Raw genomic sequence first — 21369 nt, forward strand, 5'->3', positions numbered from 1 at the left:
AACATAGTAACTAGTGGTATTAACAATTTAAGATTATTAGACAATAACAGTTAATCTTCGTTTTCACTATCAACTTCATCTTTCGATATTAAAGCTAGATCAGGATTGATCGGTTTTTTAACTTCGATGCCCATTTCACGAAAACGTTCAATTTGTCCAATTATATTACCACGTCCTTTAGATAGTTTATTTAACGAATTTTGATAAGTTTGCTGGGCTTTATCAAGGCAATTGCCTAAGTTTTCCATATCTTCAATAAAACCACGAACTTTATCATATAATTTACTTGCTTTGTCGGCAATTAATTCAGCATTGCGATTTTGGTATTCATAGCGCCATAAGTTATGAATCGTACGTAAAGCGACTAATAATGTGGTTGGACTTACTATCATAATATTATTTTTTAAAGCATCGTTAATCAATGCAGGATCATGATCAATGGCTGATAAAAACGCTGGCTCAACAGGAATAAACATTAAAATATAATCTAACGAATTAATTCCATTAAGTTTATGATAATCTTTTTGGCTTAGTTGTTTTAAGTGATTACGTATAGCTGCTAAATGTTCAGTCATGGATTTACTTTTAATCGTATCATCATCACTATTAAAATAACGTTCATAAGCAACGAGGGTTACTTTCGAGTCAATGACCACATCACCACCTTGCGGTAAGTGAACAATAACATCTGGTTGCAATCGCAGATTGTTTTCATTGGTTAAATTAACTTGGGTATCATACTCATAACCTTCTCTTAGCCCTGAATTATCGAGTATTTGACTTAAAATAAATTCACCCCAATTACCTTGGGTTTTATTATTACCTTTTAAAGCGTTAGTTAGGTTGTTAGCCTCTTTTGTCATCTGCTCATTAAGTTGTTGCAAATTACGGATTTCATGCGTCAAGGTATGGCGTTCTTTTGCCTCTTGACCAAAGCTATCTTGTACCTGCTTTTTAAATCCTTCTAATTGCTCTTTTAGCGGTGAAAGTAAATAATCAAGGCTTTGCTTATTTTGTTGTTCTATTCTTTTACCACTTTGTTCAAAAATGCGATTAGCTAAATTTTCAAACTGAGTTGTTAGCCGCTGCTCACTTTGCTCAAGTATTGATTGCTTTTCATAAGCAGAGCTTCTTGTTTCTTCCAAACGGGTTTTTAGCTCAGTAATAGTTGCATTTTGTGTCACATATTGTAGACGATATTGATTGAGTTCATTTTCTAATTGTTGTAACTTTTCAGTCAAAGATTGATTTTCATGATTTTTTTGAGAAAGTTGCAATTCAACTAACTGATTTATATTATTTATAGTGAGTTTAGATTTAATCACTACAATTAATAATATCAATGCTATCACCGTCATGATGATAGCAATCCATTGAGTTAAACCTAAAGCTCCGAACATGGTTTAAGCCCTATCAAAAGTGAACGATATAACGTCATCTAAGGTCACTGAATTGAGGGCTAACATAATTAAGCGATCTAGACCTATAGCAACACCTGCACAATCCGGCAAACCTGACTCCATGGCGGCAAGTAATTCAATGTCAATATTTTGTTCTGGTAGATTTTGTTTAGAACGTTCTAAATTATTTTGCTCAAAGCGCTGTCTTTGCTCTTGTGAATTTGTTAACTCTTTAAAACCATTAGCAAGCTCAACCCCTTTGTAGTAAAACTCGAAGCGACCAGCTACGCGATGATCTTCGCTACTAATTGCAGCTAATGCGGCTTGGGAAGCTGGAAAGTGATACACTGCAATCGGTTTTTCAAGTCCAATATGCGGTTCTACGCCAAAAGTGAATAAGCATTGTAATAGCCCATCTTTGTCATAATCATCAACATTAATACCAATATCAAGTTGGTTAATGGCTTTTACTAATGTCGCGTGATCGGCTTCTAATGGATCAATATTAAGATGACGTTGAAACGCCTTCTGGTACGAGACTCGTTCAGCAGGCTCACAGTCTAAAATAGTTTGTAATAGGTCATCGACTTCGTTAATCATTTGCATCATATCATACTGTATACGATACCATTCGAGCATGGTAAATTCCGGATTATGAAAACGACCAACTTCTTCATGATTACGAAAGCATTTGCATATTTGAAAGATTGGCCCACTACCAGCGGCAAGTAGACGTTTCATATGATATTCAGGGCTGGTGATTAAAGACATTTTTCGTCCAAGTTGTTCGTCAAATTCACCTGGTTTAAAAAATGTTGTCGTAAATGAACTTAAATGTACATCTGTAACAGCATATTGGCTTAATGTCGGCGTTTCGACTTCTAATATACAGCGATCAGCAAAAAATTGTCGTACTTGTGAAATGATTTTTGCGCGCTTAAGTAAATTATTGATAGATGAGGAAGGTTGCCAAGTCATAAAAAAATATCCATGGATTTTGATTAGTTACTAAAAAAAGAAAATAGGGCTAAAGCCCTATTTTTAATTACTGGCGTTCATTTTGCCACAAAGTGAATAAATTGTCGTATTTTTCTTGCTGTTGCCAAATATGACGATGAAGTGCAGAAAGAATAATTGGGTCTTCTAAAATTGCTAGTTGTTGTTCTTTATTGATTTTTGTTAAGTCAACCTGTTCAAATTGTTCAATCAGTTCACTACGTTTTTGCTGATTTTTTACATTAGATATATGACGCGATGTAGATAATGCACAGGCTAATGCATTATATAAAGGGTCAACTAATGCCATTATAAAACCATGATCAACAATATTTGCTTCAGTTTTTACCAAATACTCACCTGTAAGCGTTACCGCTCTTGCTGGGTGGGTTTCTTCAGGAGTTAAAAACAAACCTGCTTTTTGCGCTTTGATACCAATACTTGATAAACCCGATACCCTAATGACCAGTGGCGAAATGGTTAGTGGGATAAGTATGGCGATATACCATAATGTAAATTGTGGATTTAACCAAATAATAATACACAGCCAAACTATGCCTAATAACGAAAGAGGCCAGCAAAAATAGAACGATTCTCCCCAAGTTAAAGCATCATCATTTCTGGATGGTGATTTCCATTGGATTTTACTCCCTAACCAGGCTTTTATCACAAATTTACTGTGAAAGATCATCCGTATTGGCGCTAAAATCATTGACCATATCATTTCAATAAATATTGATAGTGTTAATTTAAAGATACCCCCCACCTCTTTAGCGCCTGTTCTAGCAATAATAATGCCGTAACTGAAAAATTTTGGCGCAAATAATAACACCATAGTGGTAGATAATAGTTGAATTGCTAAATTTTCATCCCATTTTGGCCAGGTAGGATAAAATTGGTTTGGCTGGAAAAAATATTGTTGATCTGACAAATTAAAAACTAATAACAGTAATGTTGAGAAGATCAAAAATATCAACCATAACAGAGATGAGATATATGCCATACCACTGGTTAAAAACATAACACGGTGGGTTAGTGTAATACCACTTTTAAAAATTAAGCGTAAATTGATTAAATTCCCCATACACCAACGATTATCTCGTTTAAGATCTTCAATCATATTTCCAGGTAACTCTTCATAGCTACCATTCATATTATAAGCAATCCAAACACCATAACCGGCACGGCGCATTAAGGTTGCTTCAACAAGATCATGCGATAAAATATGTATTGGTCCTTTGCGTTTTTGTAGTGGCGATAAAATACAGTGCTCAATAAATGGCTTTAAGCGGATCATCGCGTTATGTCCCCAGTATTGGGCTTCACTGAGTTGCCAAAAGTGGGTTCCAGCACAGAAAATATCACTATAAATTTGGTTAGCAAATTGCTGAATTCGACCGTAAAGGGTTTTCATTCTGACTGATTTAGGCGGAGATTGTAAAATACCCGCTTTAGGTGTCATTTCCATCATGGCAATCATATTCAGTATGCAATCACCTGTCATAATGCTATCAGCATCAAGAATTAGCATATATTCATATAGGTGTCCCCAACGTCGGCAAAAGTCATCAATGTTGCCACTTTTACGTTTGACGCGACGCTTACGATGGCGGTAAAAAACATTACAACCATTATTCTGTTTTTGGGCATTAAAATCAGCCCAAGCTTTTAGTTCATTGACATAAAGATCAGGATCATTGGTATCACTCAAAATATAGAAATCACAGCAAGCTGCGTTTCCGGTCTCGACTAATGATTGATAAGTTGCTTGTAATCCAGCAAACACACGAGCGACATCTTCATTACAAATTGGCATAACAAGGGCTGTGCGATGTTTGGCATCAATATGTGCTGCAGCATCTTTAGGAATCTCAATGGTATAACGATCTTTCCCCATAACAGCTAAAATAAGCCCCATAATACTGGTCCAAAATCCAATTGAGATCCAGGCAAATAAAATTGCAAAAAGAGCGATAATAAACCATTGTATAATATAAGGAATAATACTATATATTGCCAATTCAGGATTAATTGCCCAATTGGCCATAAAATTAATTTTTTGCCAGCTTTGATAAGGTAATAGTGTTGATAGATAGCTGGTACCAAAATAGGTTTGAACCACAATAAGCGCAAACATGATTAATCGGCGAATCAACGCTAAAATATTCAAGCCTGACTTCATTTTGGCGTGATAACGCTTATTCCATATTTGTGGTTGAATGGATACCCGTTCAACTTCCGGATAACTTGGCTGCTGCTTTCTCTCATCGTTATAAGTTGAGGTATCACCAATTTGATTTAGACGATATTTTAAAAACTCACTATCATCTGAAGGGATATCATTGTTTTTTAAATTCTGGCGCCAGTTATCAGCGCCAGAAAGAGTTGAAAAGTAATTGTTTTTCATATTATTGGCTTATTGTTATAGTTTTATTGTCCAGGATATTGACCGCTCCATGTTTCAGATAAAACTTCATTCGTTTTTTCTGATGCTAATTGGATGCGGATATCCGTTGGTTTTTTATTATCTTCAACATTAAATCGTACCAGTACTCGCCAACCTTTGATAACCGGATTGTACTGGACATCACAACTGACAATAGAACCATTATTGATGCTTGATATGACTTTCACCGGAACTTGTTCTGATAGTTGAGGCCCTGCAAAATCAATAACATAAGCATTAGAACCATCAAGTTTACGAATTAAGTTAGCCTGTTTAATGTCACCAAGTGATAATCGCGTGCTAATTGCTCTTGCTATATTATCTGGATAGCGTTGTTGTTCATCCAATGAATAATGTAGGCGATATTTAAAACTAATACTGTCACCGGCTTTGTATTGTTTTTCTGGCACCCAATAAGAAACAATATTATCGTTGGTTTCATCTGCGGTCGGGATTTCAACTAATTCAACTCGCCCTTTGTGCCAGTCATCCAAAATTTCTGTCCAAACACTCGGACGTTGTTCATAGTGATCATCAAGATCTTGATAATCATCAAAGCCTTTATCTCGCTGAATTAACCCAAATCCTTTAGGATTATCTAAACTATATGATGAGAAAGATAAACGTTTTGGATTATTAAGTGGTCGCCAAATCCATTCGTTATTATTTGATAAAATTGATAATCCATTTGAATCATGCATCGCCGGACGATAATTAAGTAATGGCGAAGGTTGATTTGGTCCATATAAATACATGCTGGTTAATGGTGCAACACCGAGTTTTTTTACGCCATCTCGGAAAAATACTTTAGCTTCAACGGTAATTGTTGTATCGACACTCGGTACCAAAGTAAGTTTGTAAGCACCAGCGACGCGAGGAGAGTCAAGTAGTGCATAAATCACTAAATGTTTTTGATTAGGAAGCGGTCTTTCAATCCAAAACTCTTTAAATCGAGGGAACTCTTCACCAGACATTTCACCCGTATCAATGGCTAGACCTCTTGCTGAAAGTCCATAACGCTGATTTTTACCTACAGCTCTAAAGTAACTACCACCAAGTGCAGTGAAAATTTCGTCATCTGTTTTAGCCGGATTATTAATTGGATAATGGACTTTAAATCCAGCAAAACCAAGATGTTTTGTGTCTAACTTATCAAGATTAATTTTGCTTAAATCGAAGTAACTTGGATCAAATTTAATCTCGTTAACTTGGTTATTTACAATTTCATTGATTTTTACAGGTGTATCAAAATACATACCTTCATGATAAAACTCGAGTTTAAAACGGCTTTTTCGATCACTCCAATAAGCTTTTTGGTGATTAAATTGAATTTTCTGATAATCAGCGAATTGCAGCGATGATAGTTCGTTTGGAATATTTTTAGTTGGTTGTACATAAGCTTGTTTTGATAGATTTTCAGCTTGCGTTACCACATCATTAAACGAAAAAGCCCATGAAGAAAAACTGATACAAGATGCCGACACTATGCAAAGCATCTTGCCAGTGAATGTTTTACTAAACTGACTAATTGGTAATAAATTGTGCATAAAAAACTCGCGTTAGGATTATCTAAAAATATTGATATAATTAATAATGTTATCTTTTGGATCGTCTAAACATTTTTCAAGAAAGTCACTTTTCATTTCTTGCAAAATACTTGGATTTTCATCAATTAAGAAGTGTGAATAATTATCTTTGATGATTTTAGCATGTAATGAAGACATCTCTTCTTCTGACATTTTGAATAAAGGTTGAAAGTAGCTAGAAACTTTCTGATTGTCATTGGTATAAACAGCAGCAAGAAAATCTGCCGAAAGGTCACAATAATTTTTTATATTAGCAGACGTTGCTTTTATTTTGCTTAATTCAATTTTATGTTCGGTCTGGTTTTCTTCAATAACTTTCTTAATTTGTTGGTTATATTTTAACTTGTAATATTCAGTCAGATAAAAATTCAACACGCAAGATGATTGGTTTTCATCATTTTGGCAACTTAATATGCCGGTTTTTTTAATGTAATTATCGAAGTTTTTTGTGCCAATAAGTTGCTGTAATTGTGTTTTTGCATTAACAACATATGGATTATTTAATTCGGTTTGTTGTTTTATTAATGTTAACTCATCTGATTCAATAGGCTGTTCAATTTTTTTCACCGGTGCAGCCGATCTATGTACACAACTGGCGACAAGAATAGGAACAATTGCGCAGATTAAAATGTTACTAATTTTCATATTAAATTCCATGAATATTTTTTTAGAGTTGTAATTTGAAGGCTGGCTATTAATCTTTGCCCGAAATTATATACTCATATTCTATTAAATACACTATACGATTAATTTAAATTTATAACAGTCTCAAAACACGTAAACATATTTTGAAACTTAATGACGACAAATTTTTGTTTCATTGACCGTAAATTCAACATCAGTAACGGGTTTAAATTTACCTTTTAATTTTAAAAAACAGATAAGTTGTGTTGAATCCATATCAGTTTGAGAGCAAGTATGAAATTTAGCATGTTTTCCAAACTGTTTTTCGATAGCTTCCTTTAGAGATGATTCTGTATAGCTATTTCCAGCCATCATATGTAAGACTTCATGCCCATGAATTGATAACATAGTACCCTCTGCATCTTGCCTATCTAATTATAATAATTATTTTAATGAGTGAAGAAAGATATCAGATATTATCAAGAAAAAAAAGAGGTTAAGCGTTAAAATATCATTAATTATTAGTCAGTATTCCCCTGATTGATTTCAGGGGATAAATGACAAATTATTACCGCTTATCATGATAAAAAAATGTGCATTAGTGACTATCCGCTAATTTAACTATAATCGATTGATTTTCTTTTTTAACTTGATGGATAACCACTGAAATAGTATCGGTTAGTTTATAGCAAATTTCGTCTTTAATTTTGATAACGCCTTCCTCCGGAAGTGAGCAAATTTCTTCACGTATAGGATGAATCATTGACAGCGGTAAGAATGCAAAAGCGCCAATATCCGTTAAGCGTACCCGAGCACCACCGCGATTAATATCAATAATTTCAGCGGTAAAACAATGGCTAATTTTATCCGATAAATATTGTGAATAAAGATTTTCAGCCATATCACGCTCGGCTAAGCGTAATGTTTTACGCTTTTCACCCATTATTTTAAGTAGTTCTATGCTAGGTGACGTTAATGGAAGCTGGCGCAGGGAAGCTTTAATTAAACGATGGTTTATCATATCGCCATATTTTCGAATTGGCGAAGTCCATGTTGCATAAGCGTTAAATCCGAGTCCAAAATGTGGTCTTGGCTCAAGTGAAAAATCGGCAGGACTTTGAAATTTTCGCAGGCGCGAGGCTAAAAAGGTATCGTTATTGATGATACGGCGCAGCTGGATATATCCCTCAAACGATAATAAAGCATCTTTATCAAATTGCGTTAAGCCATGTTCATTTAAGATCTTTAAAATTTGCTCCATAAATTTAGGGTCAAAACCCGCATGGACGTTAAAAATACCAAAACCAATTTTGTCAGTTAAGTGCATGGTTAAAGCTTGATTGGCTATTATCATCACTTCTTCAACGATTTGGTTAGCAATACCGCGTGTTTCTTTAATAATTGATTTTACTTGTCGGTTCTCATCGAGTATAAAACGATAGTCGGTTATATCTTTAAATACCAAAGCATGACTTTGTCGCCACGCTGTTCTTAGTGTTGCTAGACTAGCTAACCAATTAAGTTGCTCCGGTATCGTTAAATTATCAGACAATAGTAAACTACCGTTTTCTAAAAAATCAGAAACATTGTGGTAACAAAGTTTCGCTTTCGATTCGATAAATGCAGGAATAAATGCAATTGCATTGTCATCAATATTACCATTGGCATCGATTTTTACTTCACACACCATTGCTGGTCTTTTTTGATTGGCTTTTAGTGAACAAAGCTCATCAGCAAGCTCTTTTGGCAGCATCGGGATATTAAAATCAGGCAAATACGTGGTAAAGCTTCTTTGTTTAGCGATATTATCGAGTTCACTATTTTCGGTTACATAAGCGGTAGGGTCTGCAATAGCTACTTTGAGTAGATAATTACCGTGCGCATCTTTTTCGATCGATATGGCATCATCCATATCTTCAGTATCTTCACTATCAATCGTAAAAAAGTTGATATAGGTTAAATCTTGACGATCGGTTAGCTCATTTGCTGCAATTGCCAATGTGTTAGCTGTTGGCGCTTTATCTTCTAAATTATAACGGGCTAACGTTTTTAACCAAGGAAGGTATGTAGAGTTATCTTCAGCAATGAAATGGATGACTTCGGCAAAAAAGCCGTTTTTACCTTCTTGCAACGGATGGGCAATCAGTGTTGCAGTTACCCAATCACCTTCTTTAATTTTTTCGGTAACGTGTTTATTAACTTTACAGCGAATAACAAGATTTTCTGGCATATTTTCAGCATGAATAATCATTGTGTTATCTTGAAAACCAATTTTTCCAATGAATTTTTGCAACGCACTTTCTATTAATATTTCTGGATCAAAAAACTCTTTATCATTATTGGCGATGATGGTTCCTGATACTTTATCGCCATGACACACCGTTTTCATTTTAGCAACAGGGATAAAATAGCTTGTTTTATTATCAACATCTAAAAATCCAAATCCTTTTTCGTGGGCTCTTACAACACCTTCAACGCGCGGTGTTTGTTGATGAAGTTCTTGTTTTAATTGGGCTAATAGTGGGTTATTTTGAAACATATGCCTTAACATTATTTGAAAAAATTAGTCTGGGATTTTATCATAGTTATTGCAATTTTTGTTATTGAATTAATTAATCATCTTAATGAAATTAGGCTTATAATAGTTAAGTTTTGATATGAAGGATTACGTAAAAATGAATTTACACTATAAATTACAAGGTGAAGGACAACCATTAATTTTTTTACACGGTGTGTTTGGCAGTTTGGATAATTCAAATATGTTAGCTAAGCACTTTGTATCTGATTATCAGACCATTCAAGTTGATTTGCGTAATCACGGCCAATCGCCATGGTCAAATGAGATGAATTTAAATGTTATGGCAGAAGATATTGCAGAGCTTTGTCATTATTTGCAATTAGATCAAATCATTTTAATTGGTCATTCAATGGGGGGCAAGGTTGCGTTGCGACTAACCCAAATTATTTCTGAAAAAATCAAAAAAATTGTCGCCCTTGATATTGCGCCGGTTAAATACCCGACTACGGATAATGCGCAGGTTTTAGAGTCGTTAAGTACTTGCCTTGCTGAAAACCTGACCGATAAAAAACAAATTATTGACCTTATGCAAAGTCAAGGACTATCAGAGGGAACAATCCAATTTTTGCTTAAATCTTTTAAAAATGGACATTGGTTATTTAATGCGAATGTGATTGTAAGTCAATATAGTCATTTACGTGATTGGCAACCTATTTCTCCTTGGACTAAGCCAACTTTGTTTATACGCGGGAGCAATTCCAATTATGTAATGCAACAATATTATGAAGCAATATTGCGTCAATTTCCCAATGCTGTGATAGAAACAATTGAAGGAGCCGGGCACAATGTTCATGCAGAAAAAACTCAGCAAGTTTTGCAAATTTTAAAACAGTGGCTTTAAGATAACTTATCCATTGGTCAATACGCTACTCATTTATCACATGACAAAATAATCGTTGCTGATTAATTTGTTTACTAGGCGTAGTTGTTATTGTGACTGATACGAGTTGGCACTGGCTTGTATAAGACTCACTTTGAATATTATATTGCCAATTATTAGGTACAATGTGCCTCGCTATATTAGGGTAACTATCAAGTAATGAAAACGCAATTTGCTGTGCCTTTTGTTGATCTGAAAGATAATGATAAAAATAGGTTAATGTGTGTTGATAATTACTAAAACTGACAATGACAATGGCAAATATCAAACAGGCTAGCATCACTTCGATTATACTAAACCCTGTCATATCATTGTTATTCACAATATGCTCTCCTTTTTTCTGGACAATAATCAAGCCAATGACCTTTTTGTACAATGAGTTTACTACCTTGATGATGCGCCAAACCATAAACAAATAAACCTTCTGATTCACCACGTATCAGTACGTAGTTGTCGATTTGTAATAATGAATTTTTGATACACACTTTCCATTGATATTTTGTTTCAAATAAACATTGCCAATTATCTGTTGGTCTTTGCCAATTTTGGGTTAGTGCCCAATGTAATGCGGAATTTGCTTTATTAAAACGGTGATAATATTGATTTTCTCTGGCTAGTGTTTTATGCCATGAGATCATTAGTAAGTTAGTACTTGTTAATAATATAGAACCAATAATGGTTAAAATAATAACCATGATAATTGTACTAAAACCCTTTTCATGGTTGGTTTGATGAATAAAAATTTTCATTTTTCACTATTTTGCTTATTTGATATTTTACTTGTTGATGTTGTTTGAGTTCAGCTGCTAATACTATTTCGATAGTATTAGCCTGTTGCTTCAGATGGAATGTTGTCACTTTAATCTCAGCTGGATCGAATAATTTTTCCCACTTGGACTCATTACAAGTAATCGCACCCGTTTTATATTCAATATTATTATTAACAAAGCGATACACAAAACTATCTGCGTTATTCATGGCTGAAGTATCATCGATCCAATCATGTCGAATTTGACTATCGTAACGAATGATAATGCAATTTTTTTCGTTAATAATGGCTAATGCAGTTTTATTTTGCTTACTCGGATCGTTGGCAATAAACCCTGCGCGCTTTATATCTTTGGCTATACCAAATAGTGCTTGTTGAACAGTTTGTTGCAGATGAATGGCTCGATAATATTGTAAAGTATGTGCTTGTATCTGAAAGTAATAATCTGTCACTGCAATAAAAATTAAACTTGAAAGTGTTATTGATAACAACATTTCAAGTAGTGAAAATCCTGCTTGTTTTAACATGCTGGTAAACTTGGCAAATAGCTGTTGATGCGACAAAATCGAATTCGTCCACGAAATGATATTAACACTCTGGTTGTACCAATTGCGTTACTGAGTTCAAATGAACCTGTTTGAGCCATATTCCGTCTTCCCCAAAATGTAATAATTTTTTGTTCGTTTAATAATTTAATCTCAACCGAATTGTTGGATTTGATAAACTGTAATAGGCCATTTTGGCAACTTGTTGGTGGCTCACCGGATGTAATTGTTAAACACCATGGGGATAAAAATAAATGAAGACTATAATTTTCATTTTCAGTATTAGCTTTGACTTGGACTTCATTTAAAAAATAGGCTAATTGATGTGTTGTTGAGACTAATTCGTTACGGAGCTGTATCTCTTTCCATTGTTGCATGCCAATAGCAGCGCAAATTGCACTTATGCAAATAACAATCAATAATTCTAACAATGAAAATCCAAAATTTTGCATTTATCTTTTGTCTAGTTAACTTTCAATATGGATAAGTATAGAAAATTTTGGTTTTGGTAGTTTATGAGTGTGGGGTATTTGTGAACTTAATTCCAAATAAATGTTGTTTATTACCAAGAAAGCTAGTTTGATACGACAAACCGCTTAAAAAGCGTGGCAGATTATATTATACTGTGCATCTATTTAAATTTGCTAACGGACTTAAAGTTAAAGGAAACGAGAAATGCAACAATTACAAACTATTATTGAGGCAGCATTTGAACGTCGTGCTGAAATTACGCCTTCAAATGTTGATACAGTAACGCGTGATGCAATTAATCAATGTATCGCTCTATTAGACAGCGGTAAAATGCGTGTCGCCGAAAAAATTAATGGCGATTGGGTGACTCATCAATGGTTAAAAAAAGCGGTGTTGCTCTCTTTCCGTATTAATGAAAATCAACTTATTGATGGTGGCGCAACAAATTACTATGACAAAGTGCCATTAAAATTTGCTGATTATGATGAAGCTCGCTTCCAACAAGAAGGCTTCCGTGTCGTTCCATCTGCAATTGCACGTAAAGGTGCGTATGTGGCTCGTAATACCGTATTAATGCCATCTTATGTAAATATTGGTGCTTATGTTGATGAAGGTACAATGGTTGATACTTGGGTAACTGTTGGTTCTTGTGCGCAAATTGGTAAAAATGTTCATTTATCAGGTGGCGTTGGTATTGGTGGTGTGTTAGAACCGTTGCAAGCAAATCCAACGATTATTGAAGATAACTGCTTTATTGGTGCACGTAGTGAAATCGTTGAAGGTGTGATTGTTGAAGAAGGCAGTGTGATCTCAATGGGTGTTTTCATCGGTCAAAGTACTAAAATTTATGATCGCGCAACAGGTGAAGTCCATTACGGCCGCGTGCCAGCTGGTTCAGTTGTGGTATCAGGTAACTTACCAACTAAAGATGGTAAATACAGTTTGTATTGTGCAGTAATTGTTAAAAAAGTTGATGCTAAAACGTTAGGAAAAGTAGGGATTAACGAATTACTTCGTACCATCGATTAATCGCAATCAATTACCATAAATTAATTGACTGTCTTTGTTTTTAATGTAGGGACAGTCAATATATTCTTATAATATTCATCAAGTTAATTTTATTTTAATTATTCGCAAAGGAGAATTTATGCCTTCTTTTGATATTGTTTCTGAAATTCAAATGCCAGAAGTGAAAAATGGTGTTGAAAATGCAACCCGTGAACTAACTACGCGTTGGGATTTTAAAAATGTAGAAGCCTCATTTGAGCTTAATGAAAAAAATGAAACGATTAAAGCGACCAGTCAATCTGACTTCCAAGTACAACAGCTATTAGATATTTTACGTGATAAGTTAGCCAAACGTGGTATTGATGGTGGGGCACTAGAAATTCCGGAAGAGATGGAACATAGTGGAAAACTATATAGTATTACAGTAAAACTAAAACAAGGTATTGATAAAGAGTTAGCTAAAAAAATAGTTAAGTTGATTAAAGACAGCAAAATTAAAGTTCAAGCCCAAGTACAAGGGGAACAAGTTCGCGTTACGGGTAAATCACGTGATGATTTACAAGCAACGATGGCATTAGTTAAAAACGGAGAATTAGGGCAACCGTTTCAATTTACTAATTTTAGAGACTAATTAGTGTAACCTTCGTGAACGTCGTCTGGCAATAACTCACGCTAAACGATTAGCCCTCATTTATTATGTAAAAAAGCTTAAGGTTAAATAATATTAACGTCAATTTTTTTATATAATAAATGCGATCTTGTTTTAAACATAAATGAAAACAATGTAAATAACGAGATTTTTATGCGCGAATAAGTTATGCTATCTTCATGTCTATCCTCTAAATTATAACAATATTTATCATGATGAAAAAATTAATAGTTGTTTTGGTTTTTTTTCTGTTTTCAGGCTCTTTGTTCGCACAAGATTCTAATAACGAAGAAAAAAAAGCTTTTATTGATAATTTATTATCAAAAATGACCATAAAAGAAAAAGTGGGTCAGTTAAGATTAATTAGTGTAGGTGGCGATCTCACTTTACCAAAAGTATTAGATCAAATCGAGGCTGGAGAAATTGGTGGTATTTTTAATACTGTCGTTGAGCCAGATTTGACAAATATGCAAGACCGCGCTTTAAAGTCCCCGAATAAAATTCCTCTATTTTTTGGATTTGATATTATTCATGGTCATCGTACGGTATTCCCAATTAATTTAGGTGTTGCATCGAGTTGGGATCGTAATGTTATAGGTAAAGTTGCTGAAGTTTCTGCCGACGAAGCCACTTCAGATGGATTAAATATTACTTGGGCCCCAATGGTTGATATTACCCGAGATCCTAGATGGGGACGCGTTTCTGAAGGCTTTGGTGAAGATCCCTATTTAACATCTGAAGCAGGACGTATTTTTGTCGAAAAAATGCAAAAACAGTCTCTTGATGATAAAAAATCGTTAGTGACAACCGTTAAGCATTTTGCGCTATATGGTGCGGTCGAAGCGGGTCGCGAATATAACAGCACCGATATGAGTGAACGTAAAATGTTCCAAGAGTATCTTGTACCTTATAAAGCCGCTATTGATGCCGGTAGTCGTGCTGTAATGGTGTCTTTAGTCAGTGTTAACGGTATTCCAGCGACAGCTAATCATTGGCTACTGACTGAAGTATTACGTGACCAATGGCATTTTAATGGTGTGGTTGTGAGTGATCATGGTGCGATTCGTGAATTGATTAATCATGGTGTGGCAAGCGATGCTAAAGATGCTGTTCGCGTGGCGATAAAAGCAGGTATTGATATTAGTATGAATGATGAATATTTTCTTCAATTTTTACCTGAACTTGTTAATGAAGGTGTCCTCACAGAAGAGGATATTAACAAAGCTTGTCGACATGTATTAGAACTTAAATACGACATGGGACTGTTTAATGACCCTCATCGTAATTTAGATCCTAAATTAGATATCGATACGATGTTTGCCGACAACCGACTACATCGGGAAGAAGCCCGAGATGTAGCGCGTCGAAGTATTGTGTTATTAAAAAATAAAAATAGCATTTTACCTTTAGCCAAAAATAAGAAAATAGCCGTGATTGGACCACTTGCCGATTCTAAGCGCGATATTTTAGGTAGTTGGTCAGGTGCCGGACGCGCTAATCTAGCTGTCACGCCTTTAGAAGGAATCAAAAATGCAGTAAAAGATCCTAAAACAATTAGTTACGCATTTGGTGCTAATCTTTCCGATGATTCTAATTTATATAAATTTTTAAATTTATATGAAGAAACCACCAAATTTGATCCTCGTCCTGCTGATAAAATGATTGCTGAAGCAGTTGCTAAAGCCAAAAAAGCTGATGTTGTTGTGCTGTTTGTGGGTGAAGCGGAAGGAATGGCGCATGAGTCATCTAGTCGCACTGATCTTTCATTGCAAGCTAGCCAAAAACGGTTAATCAAAGCTTTAAAGGCAACAGGCAAACCTTTAGTTATAGCATTAATGAATGGTCGCCCATTAACGGTAAAAGAAGAGTATGAACAAGCTGATGCTATGCTCGAAACTTGGTTTTTAGGCACAGAAGGGGGCAATGCTATTGCTGATGTTTTATTTGGTGATTATAACCCATCGGCTAAATTACCAATGTCATTTCCTGATAATGTAGGGCAAATTCCTGTCTATTATAGTCATTTAAATACTGGTCGCCCTCATGGTACTGAAAATATGGGGAAATATACAACATCGTATTTTGATAGCCCTAATGAACCGCTATTCCCGTTTGGATTTGGTTTAAGTTATACCCATTTTACGATAGATTTTGCCTTATCAAGTACTGAAATGCCGCAAAATGGTGAAATTGTGGTGACTGCAAATGTTGAGAATATTGGTGAGAAAGAAGGTAGCCAAACGGTACAGTTTTACCTTCAAGATGTCACAGCTTCGGTCAGTCGACCCGTTAAACAGTTGATAGGTTTTGAAAATATTACTTTAAAACCTCATGAAAAAGGTGAAGTGAAATTAGTGATCAAACCAGATATGCTAAAATTCTGGAATGACAAAATGCAATATGTTGCAGAACCAGGTAAATTCAATATCTACGTTGGCTCTGATTCGACAACGCAAGATAAACAGTCCTTTACCTTATTAGATAAATAAATTAATTATATTAACCGTCGACATCTGTCGACGGTTTTATTTTGTGGTCAAAATTATGTTTGAATTTGATCTTGTTTTACAACTTCTTCAACAAATGTGTATTTATTTAGTTATCGCTTATCTACTAAGTAAAACACCTATTGTTATTCCATTAATGCAAGTGACTGTGCATTTACCTCATAAGTTAGTCTGCTATTGTATCTTTTCTCTATTTTGTATCATGGGCAGTTATTTTGGTTTACACATTGAAGATACAATAGCCAACACCCGAGCCATTGGCGCTATTTTAGGCGGTTTGCTTGGCGGTCCCATGGTCGGGCTATTAGTAGGGATAACTGGAGGAATTCATCGTTATACGTTAGGTGGAATTACCGCTGAAAGTTGTATGTTTTCAACTATTTTAACAGGATTGATTAGTGGTCTATTGCATTATGGCTTAATGAAAAAAGGTCGAGTTGATCTTATCTATAATCCGTTGTTAGTCGGGGTTTTAGGCTTATTAGTCGAATCGCTCGAAATGATAATGGTGCTATTAATTTCACGTCCTTTTGACGTGGTTTTACATGCAGTTAAAAGTATTGCTGCGCCTATGATTGTGGCTAATAGTATTGGCGCTGCTATGTTTATGCGAATTTTACTCGACAGACGCGCTATTTTTGAACGATATACGTCTGCCTTTTCCGCAAAGGCACTTAAGATTGCCGCAAGTACCGAAGGGTTGCTTCGTGATGGTTTTAATCAAAGTAATAGTACTAAAGTTGCGCAAATTATTTATCAAGAGTTGGATATTGGTGCAGTTTCGATCACTGATAGAGAAAAAATCTTAGCATTTATTGGTGTTGGTGATGACCATCATCTACCCGGTACACCAATTACCTCTAATGTTACTTTAGAAGCGATTGAACAAAATGATGTTAAATATCTTGATGGCATTCATCAACCTTATCAATGTTCAATTAATAAATATTGCCGCTTAGGTTCAACGTTAGTTATTCCGCTGAGAGGTGAAAACAATACTGTTGTTGGCACAATTAAACTTTATGAAGCCAAAAATACATTGTTTAGTTCGATCAATCGTACGCTTGGTGAAGGCATCGCCAGTTTACTGTCAGCACAAATTTTAGCTGGGCAAAATGAGCACTACAAACAATTATTATCTAAAACTGAGATTAAATTATTGCACGCTCAAGTTAATCCTCATTTTTTATTTAATGCGCTCAATACGCTATTGGCCGTTATTCGTCGAGATAAACAACAAGCATCACAATTAGTGCAGAATCTTTCGACTTTTTTCCGCAAAAATCTTAAACGAACAGATGAAATTGTTACGCTTAAAGACGAAATTGAACATGTTAATGCTTATTTGCAAATTGAAAAAATGCGCTTTATGGAACAATTGACTGTCGAAATAACTATTCCCCCACATTTAGAATCGGCTCAGTTACCGGCTTTTTCACTACAACCGATAGTGGAAAATGCGATTAAACATGGTACTTCTCAATTAATTGGTAAAGGAAAAGTGGCGATTTATGCCTATGAACAAAATCAAACATTAGTTTTAGAGGTTATGGATAACGCTGGTAACTACTGCGAAAATAAAAAAGACACAAAAGGATTAGGTCTAAATTTGGTTGATAAACGAATTAATATTCGTTATGGTGAGCAATACGGAATAAAAATAGAATGTGAACCTGATACTTATACTAAAGTAGTATTAACATTGCCTTTACAAAAGGAAAGCTGTATCCAATGTTAGATGTAATTATTGTAGATGATGAATTGCTTGCCCGTGAAAATTTACGTTGCTTGCTTGAAAGTGATCCTGAAATTAATATTGTTGCTGAATGTAATAATGCAATGGAAGCGATTCGAGAGATTCATCGTTTGCAACCTGATGTGGTTTTTTTAGATATTCAAATGCCGAAAATAAATGGTATTGAAATGTTATCTATGTTAGATCCTAAAACCATGCCACATATTGTGTTTTTAACTGCTTATAGTGAGTTTGCGGTCAAAGCCTTTGAAGAGCAAGCTTTTGATTACTTATTGAAACCTGTTGAATCAGAGCGCTTACATAAAACGCTAAATCGATTGCATAATCACTGTATTCCTTGTGATATTTGCCAATTAAAAGGAATCAAGCAGGATTTTGAGTATATTCCATGTGTTGGGCATAATCGTATTTATCTGTTGAATATTGAGGATGTCTATTATGTGTCATCTAAAATTAGCGGCATTTATGTTTTTAACCAAACCAATCAAGAATACTTTACCGAATTAACCTTAAAAACTCTAGAAGATAAAACTCCATTGATCCGCTGTCATCGTCAATATTTGGTTAATTTAAAAAAGCTTAAAGAAATTCGTTTCAATGATACAAATGGCGTTGATATTATTTTAAATAATGATATTTCAGTTCCTGTTAGCCGTCGTTATTTAAAACAACTCAAAGAGATGTTGGGATTATAGTTTTTGTTGTAATTCGTAAAAACCACTCATCCGTTAAATTTAACCACTCATCTTTTCAATTTAACCTATAACTTAAATATCGATACCTCTGTATTCATTAAAAAATTACTATATGCTTGGATGTAAAGGAACTTTTAGTTGATATTTTAGGCTATAACAATACAGACAAGCTATTTTAATGAAATTAAAAATGATGGTTTTTTTAATATCAAAACATAGTAAGTCTATATCTGTTTTAAATGGTGTTAAATTTCGAACTAATTAAATTTAAAACCCATGAAGAGAGTTATTATGAATAATAAAGTCTTTAAGCATATTCCATGGCTGATCTTAGCCTTTATTGGTGCATGTTGTTTAGCCGTAATTGCATTACGGCGAGGTGAACATGTCAGCGCACTATGGATTGTTGCTGCTGCTGTTTCAATTTATCTTGTCGCGTACCGATATTACAGTTTGTATATCGCTAAAAAGGTCATGCAATTAGACCCGACGCGTGCAACCCCTGCTGTCATTAATAATGATGGTTTAAACTTTGTACCGACTAATAAATATGTATTATTTGGTCACCATTTTGCTGCCATTGCCGGTGCAGGTCCGTTGGTTGGACCGGTACTTGCCGCTCAAGTAGGGTACTTACCAGGCACACTTTGGTTACTTGCAGGTGTCGTGTTTGCCGGTGCGGTACAAGACTTTATGGTTCTATTTTTATCTTCTAGACGTAATGGCTCATCTTTGGGCGAAATGATTAAAGAAGAGATGGGGGCCATTCCTGGCACCATAGCGCTATTTGGTTGCTTCCTTATCATGCTTATAATACTTGCGGTTTTAGCATTGATTGTGGTTAAAGCGCTAGCTGAAAGCCCTTGGGGTGTATTTACTGTTTGCTCAACAGTACCTATTGCCTTATTTATGGGTATTTATATGCGATTTTTAAGACCAGGACGGGTATTAGAAGTATCTGTTATTGGTATTGTGTTATTAGTGTTATCAATATGGTTTGGTGGCGTAATTGCACATGATGCATATTGGGGACCAGCTTTAACTTTCAAAGCAACGACTATTACTTATGTATTAGTGGGCTATGCTTTAGTTTCAGCAATGTTACCTGTTTGGTTAATCCTAGCACCTCGTGATTATTTAGCGACATTTTTAAAAATCGGCGTAATTGTTGGTTTAGCTATTGGTATTGTGATCTTAAATCCTGATTTAAAAATGCCAGATGTGACCCAATATGTTGATGGCACCGGTCCAGTTTGGAAAGGTTCACTTTTCCCATTCTTATTTATTACCATTGCTTGTGGTGCTGTTTCTGGCTTCCATGCATTAATTTCATCAGGTACAACGCCAAAATTACTTGCTAACGAAACGGATGCTCGCTTCATCGGCTATGGTGCAATGTTAATGGAGTCATTCGTTGCCATGATGGCATTAGTTGCTGCTTCAATTATTGAACCAGGTCTTTATTTTGCTATGAATACTCCACCGGCAGCTTTAGGGATTACTATGCCTGATTTGCATAAATTAGGTACTGATCAAGCGCCAATGATAATGGAACAACTTAAAGATGTGACAGCCCATGCTGCTGCAACTGTTAGTTCGTGGGGATTTGTCATTTCACCTGACGAAATTTTACAAACAGCCAAAGATATTGGTGAACCGTCAGTGCTTAATCGTGCCGGTGGTGCGCCAACGCTAGCGGTAGGTATTGCTCACGTGTTCCATCAGATTATTCCTGGTGCCAATATGGGCTTTTGGTATCACTTTGGTATTTTATTTGAAGCCTTATTTATCTTAACTGCACTTGATGCCGGTACTCGTTCTGGTCGTTTTATGTTACAAGATCTTTTAGGTAACTTTGTCCCATTCTTGAAAAAAACCGATTCACTTATTGCCGGTTTTATTGGTACAGTGGGTTGTGTTGGTTTATGGGGCTACTTACTCTATCAAGGCGTTGTTGATCCATTAGGTGGTGTTAAGAGCTTATGGCCATTATTCGGTATCTCAAATCAAATGTTAGCGGCAGTTGCGTTAGTTTTAGCAACGGTTGTGTTAATTAAAATGAAACGTGCTCAATATATTTGGGTGACAATTATTCCAGCAATATGGTTACTCATCTGTACAACATGGGCATTAGCATTGAAATTATTTAGTAATGATCCGCAATTAGAAGGTTTCTTCTATTTAGCCAATGAATATAAACGTCGCATTGCTGAAGGTAGTGAATTAACCGCGCAACAAATTGATAATATGCACCATATCGTTATTAACAATTATACTAATGCGGGTTTAAGTATTCTATTTTTAGTGGTTGTTTACAGTATTATTTTCTTTGGTATTAAAACTGCATTAAAAGTACGTAATAATAAACAAAGAACAGATAAAGAAACAGCTTATGTGCCAATTCCTGAAGGTGGTGTAAAAACTTCAATGTCACATTAAGTCTGTATTATTAACGACGT

General features: G+C 35.1%; 18 protein-coding genes. 7 read left to right on the forward strand and 11 right to left on the reverse strand.

What is annotated here, in order from left to right; translation table 11 throughout:
• Positions 1-50: 50 nt before the first annotated feature.
• The 7 genes from rmuC to A9G09_RS02545 form a co-directional block, all read right to left on the reverse strand.
• Complete coding sequence (gene rmuC / locus A9G09_RS02515) at positions 51-1400, reverse strand: DNA recombination protein RmuC (protein ID WP_065633341.1); 1350 nt, start codon at positions 1398-1400, stop codon at positions 51-53.
• A gap of 3 nt (positions 1401-1403) precedes the next feature.
• Positions 1404-2378 carry an elongation factor P--(R)-beta-lysine ligase gene (gene epmA, locus A9G09_RS02520; protein WP_065633342.1) on the reverse strand — a complete coding sequence of 325 codons (975 nt, stop codon included), beginning with the start codon at positions 2376-2378 and terminating at the stop codon, positions 1404-1406.
• 67 nt (positions 2379-2445) lie between these two features.
• A complete protein-coding gene (mdoH, locus tag A9G09_RS02525) occupies positions 2446-4803 on the reverse strand; it encodes a glucans biosynthesis glucosyltransferase MdoH (protein ID WP_065633343.1) in 2358 nt (785 codons plus the stop codon).
• Positions 4804-4826: 23 nt separating this feature from the next.
• Positions 4827-6389: a glucan biosynthesis protein G gene (locus A9G09_RS02530; RefSeq protein ID WP_081297451.1), complete on the reverse strand. Its 1563-nt coding sequence runs from the start codon at positions 6387-6389 to the stop codon at positions 4827-4829.
• A gap of 18 nt (positions 6390-6407) precedes the next feature.
• A complete protein-coding gene (locus A9G09_RS02535) occupies positions 6408-7073 on the reverse strand; it encodes a hypothetical protein (RefSeq protein ID WP_065633344.1) in 666 nt (221 codons plus the stop codon).
• 150 nt (positions 7074-7223) lie between these two features.
• On the reverse strand, positions 7224-7460 hold the full coding sequence (locus A9G09_RS02540) for a YecH family metal-binding protein (RefSeq protein ID WP_065633345.1): 237 nt from the start codon (positions 7458-7460) through the stop codon (positions 7224-7226).
• A 190-nt stretch (positions 7461-7650) separates the two neighbouring features.
• Positions 7651-9591: an exoribonuclease II gene (locus tag A9G09_RS02545; protein ID WP_065633346.1), complete on the reverse strand. Its 1941-nt coding sequence runs from the start codon at positions 9589-9591 to the stop codon at positions 7651-7653.
• Between the two features lie 136 nt (positions 9592-9727).
• On the opposite strand from A9G09_RS02545, the gene A9G09_RS02550 reads away from it, so the two are divergent.
• Positions 9728-10471 (forward strand): alpha/beta fold hydrolase, encoded by a 744-nt coding sequence (locus A9G09_RS02550; RefSeq protein ID WP_176700936.1) that lies wholly within the window; start codon positions 9728-9730, stop codon positions 10469-10471.
• Positions 10472-10496: 25 nt separating this feature from the next.
• Here A9G09_RS02550 and A9G09_RS02555 read toward each other — a convergent pair whose 3' ends face one another.
• Genes A9G09_RS02555 through A9G09_RS02570 form a run of 4 tightly spaced genes read right to left on the reverse strand, consistent with a single transcriptional unit; the run spans position 10497 to position 12276 of the window.
• Positions 10497-10832: a prepilin-type N-terminal cleavage/methylation domain-containing protein gene (locus A9G09_RS02555; protein ID WP_065633348.1), complete on the reverse strand. Its 336-nt coding sequence runs from the start codon at positions 10830-10832 to the stop codon at positions 10497-10499.
• Entirely contained in the window at positions 10825-11259 is a 435-nt protein-coding gene (locus A9G09_RS02560) for a DUF2509 family protein (RefSeq protein WP_065633349.1), read from the reverse strand. The genes A9G09_RS02555 and A9G09_RS02560 overlap by 8 nt, the downstream gene beginning before the upstream one ends.
• Entirely contained in the window at positions 11228-11806 is a 579-nt protein-coding gene (locus A9G09_RS02565) for a prepilin peptidase-dependent protein (protein ID WP_065633350.1), read from the reverse strand. Before A9G09_RS02565 ends, A9G09_RS02560 begins: the two co-directional genes overlap by 32 nt.
• Entirely contained in the window at positions 11800-12276 is a 477-nt protein-coding gene (locus A9G09_RS02570; RefSeq protein WP_065633351.1) for a prepilin-type N-terminal cleavage/methylation domain-containing protein, read from the reverse strand. Before A9G09_RS02570 ends, A9G09_RS02565 begins: the two co-directional genes overlap by 7 nt.
• A gap of 223 nt (positions 12277-12499) precedes the next feature.
• Here A9G09_RS02570 and dapD point away from each other — a divergent pair, with 223 nt between their 5' ends.
• From dapD to A9G09_RS02600, 6 genes are all read left to right on the forward strand, one after another.
• Positions 12500-13324 carry a 2,3,4,5-tetrahydropyridine-2,6-dicarboxylate N-succinyltransferase gene (gene dapD, locus A9G09_RS02575; RefSeq protein ID WP_065563367.1) on the forward strand — a complete coding sequence of 275 codons (825 nt, stop codon included), beginning with the start codon at positions 12500-12502 and terminating at the stop codon, positions 13322-13324.
• A gap of 118 nt (positions 13325-13442) precedes the next feature.
• On the forward strand, positions 13443-13934 hold the full coding sequence (locus A9G09_RS02580; RefSeq protein WP_065633352.1) for a YajQ family cyclic di-GMP-binding protein: 492 nt from the start codon (positions 13443-13445) through the stop codon (positions 13932-13934).
• 233 nt (positions 13935-14167) lie between these two features.
• Positions 14168-16441: a beta-glucosidase BglX gene (bglX, locus tag A9G09_RS02585; RefSeq protein WP_081297454.1), complete on the forward strand. Its 2274-nt coding sequence runs from the start codon at positions 14168-14170 to the stop codon at positions 16439-16441.
• Between the two features lie 55 nt (positions 16442-16496).
• Positions 16497-18197 (forward strand): sensor histidine kinase, encoded by a 1701-nt coding sequence (locus A9G09_RS02590; protein ID WP_065633353.1) that lies wholly within the window; start codon positions 16497-16499, stop codon positions 18195-18197.
• The gene (gene btsR / locus A9G09_RS02595) at positions 18191-18910 is read left to right on the forward strand and encodes a two-component system response regulator BtsR (protein WP_065633354.1); all 720 of its coding nucleotides are present in this window, start codon (positions 18191-18193) and stop codon (positions 18908-18910) included. The genes A9G09_RS02590 and btsR overlap by 7 nt, the downstream gene beginning before the upstream one ends.
• A gap of 288 nt (positions 18911-19198) precedes the next feature.
• Positions 19199-21349, forward strand: coding sequence for a carbon starvation CstA family protein (locus A9G09_RS02600; RefSeq protein WP_141671513.1), 2151 nt, complete (start codon positions 19199-19201; stop codon positions 21347-21349).
• Positions 21350-21369: the final 20 nt, after the last annotated feature.

Source organism: Gilliamella sp. wkB292 (assembly GCF_001690235.1).
Taxonomy (GTDB): domain Bacteria; phylum Pseudomonadota; class Gammaproteobacteria; order Enterobacterales; family Orbaceae; genus Gilliamella; species Gilliamella apicola_F.

Excerpts from the sequence above, each read along its gene's own strand:
- rmuC (WP_065633341.1), bottom strand. The coding sequence starts at position 1,400 with ATGTTCGGAGCTTTAGGTTTAACTCAATGGATTGCTATCATCATGACG.
- epmA (WP_065633342.1), bottom strand. The coding sequence starts at position 2,378 with ATGACTTGGCAACCTTCCTCATCTATCAATAATTTACTTAAGCGCGCA.
- mdoH (WP_065633343.1), bottom strand. The coding sequence starts at position 4,803 with ATGAAAAACAATTACTTTTCAACTCTTTCTGGCGCTGATAACTGGCGC.
- A9G09_RS02530 (WP_081297451.1), bottom strand. The coding sequence starts at position 6,389 with ATGCACAATTTATTACCAATTAGTCAGTTTAGTAAAACATTCACTGGC.
- A9G09_RS02535 (WP_065633344.1), bottom strand. The coding sequence starts at position 7,073 with ATGAAAATTAGTAACATTTTAATCTGCGCAATTGTTCCTATTCTTGTC.
- A9G09_RS02540 (WP_065633345.1), bottom strand. The coding sequence starts at position 7,460 with ATGTTATCAATTCATGGGCATGAAGTCTTACATATGATGGCTGGAAAT.
- A9G09_RS02545 (WP_065633346.1), bottom strand. The coding sequence starts at position 9,591 with ATGTTTCAAAATAACCCACTATTAGCCCAATTAAAACAAGAACTTCAT.
- A9G09_RS02550 (WP_176700936.1), top strand. The coding sequence starts at position 9,728 with ATGAATTTACACTATAAATTACAAGGTGAAGGACAACCATTAATTTTT.
- A9G09_RS02560 (WP_065633349.1), bottom strand. The coding sequence starts at position 11,259 with ATGAAAATTTTTATTCATCAAACCAACCATGAAAAGGGTTTTAGTACA.
- A9G09_RS02565 (WP_065633350.1), bottom strand. The coding sequence starts at position 11,806 with ATGTTAAAACAAGCAGGATTTTCACTACTTGAAATGTTGTTATCAATA.
- A9G09_RS02570 (WP_065633351.1), bottom strand. The coding sequence starts at position 12,276 with ATGCAAAATTTTGGATTTTCATTGTTAGAATTATTGATTGTTATTTGC.
- dapD (WP_065563367.1), top strand. The coding sequence starts at position 12,500 with ATGCAACAATTACAAACTATTATTGAGGCAGCATTTGAACGTCGTGCT.
- A9G09_RS02580 (WP_065633352.1), top strand. The coding sequence starts at position 13,443 with ATGCCTTCTTTTGATATTGTTTCTGAAATTCAAATGCCAGAAGTGAAA.
- bglX (WP_081297454.1), top strand. The coding sequence starts at position 14,168 with ATGAAAAAATTAATAGTTGTTTTGGTTTTTTTTCTGTTTTCAGGCTCT.
- A9G09_RS02590 (WP_065633353.1), top strand. The coding sequence starts at position 16,497 with ATGTTTGAATTTGATCTTGTTTTACAACTTCTTCAACAAATGTGTATT.
- btsR (WP_065633354.1), top strand. The coding sequence starts at position 18,191 with ATGTTAGATGTAATTATTGTAGATGATGAATTGCTTGCCCGTGAAAAT.